Annotated in this window: 1 protein-coding gene; it reads left to right on the top strand. The window is 47.2% G+C overall.

Annotation, left to right across the window (positions count from 1 at the left end):
- Positions 1-787: 787 nt before the first annotated feature.
- Positions 788-1549, top strand: a 762-nt coding sequence (locus OIN60_RS03760) for a reverse transcriptase domain-containing protein (RefSeq protein WP_305753549.1), incomplete at its 3' end; no start/stop codon positions are given.

Below are 1549 nucleotides of genomic sequence, written 5' to 3'. Positions count from 1 at the left end.
GAAGTGTGACTTGTTTCCGGCTCAACCCAGGCGGTAACGTCTGACAAAGCCGGAGGACATCAGTACAATCGATGTCTAACTTTACATCCAAGTTGACAGGGGAAGTTCCTGTCTGAATTGAAGGTTGGCAATTCAAGCCTAAGTTTCCGACATGCGTCGCGGTTGTACCATCGCGAGGTATGAAGCTCGGTAAAGTCGGTGAAATCAAGCCTGTGATGGTAAGAGAGTAGTCGGGGTGCCATAAAATCGCCATGCCTACACACCAGAAATCCTCGTATGTACGTCTCGAAATGCCAAGGGTATCGAATAAGAAGATGCTCGCCCACGCTGTGGGATCAATCGCGGTCACGGTATTTTCTCCTGCTGTGAACTGTTTTAGCCCAACATAGGGTTAAAGTCTTGCGCCCGCCAACTGTGGGCAAAAAGACGATTGACGGGATAAAGAGGAAGGCTAAAGCGATATGTAAGGCTAGGATGTGAGGAACAAGTGATCCTCAGACGCGGACGTGCAAGAGGGGTATACCTTGGTGCCGCGAAATGGTAGGAAATGACCATTGAATCTGAGGGGCAGCAGCCCATAGTAGTCCGAGCAAGGGAAAGCCTTGTACATGGCGAAGGGGCATAGTCATGCAGAATCACAATGAAGTTGACAACCTGTCGAGGAAGCCGTTGAGCATACCTGACTAAAGCCATGTGGCAAATCTTCCGAATTAGGAGGTGATGTCCACTGGCGCAAAAATTCGACTATCCAAAGAACGAATCTGAATTTCGCAAAATCCTAGATGACATGTATCAATACACTCGCGATTGCATGACGGGTGGAGAAAGCCCAAAAATAAAAGGCTTAATTGAAATCATGTCTTCCGAAACGGCTATTCTGACAGCAATCCACAAACTCAAAAGCAACCATGGCAGCGAAACGCCGGGAACAGACGGTCAAAGAATGCGGGATATTCTCGAAAGCGATTATGAACGAGTTATCGCAGGCGTACAAAGCGCTTTTGGAAACTACAATCCTCATCCGATTCGCAGGACATACATCCCGAAACTAAACAAACCGGATGAGAAAAGGCCGCTTGGCATTCCCACCATCGTCGATAGAATCGTACAAGAATGCGTGCGCTCTGTACTGGAGCCGATTCTTGAAGCGCAATTCTTTATCCATTCGTACGGTTTTCGTCCCATGCGTGACGCTCACATGGCACTGGGGAGAGTGACGAATATTGTCCATCACACCGGATACCATTGGATTATCGAGGGTGACATTTCCAAATTCTTTGACGAAGTGAACCATACCAAATTAATCAAGAAACTTTGGCATATGGGAATACGGGATCGAAGAGTTCTGGTCATCATTAACAAAATGCTCAAAGCGGGGATTATGGACGAACTAGAAGTAAATCCCCTAGGTACGCAACAGGGCGGAATCATCTCACCCCTTCTTGCCAATGCGTACTTGGACACTCTCGATCAATGGATTATCAGGGAATGGGAAGAGAAGGAAACCCAAAAAACGTATGCGGACAAATATGTAGCAAGAAAGATGTTG

This window comes from Paenibacillus zeirhizosphaerae, from assembly GCF_030705605.1.
Classification (GTDB): domain Bacteria; phylum Bacillota; class Bacilli; order Paenibacillales; family Paenibacillaceae; genus Paenibacillus; species Paenibacillus zeirhizosphaerae.
Note: the sequence above shows the minus strand (reverse complement) of the source record. Positions and strands in the feature narration are given on the sequence as shown.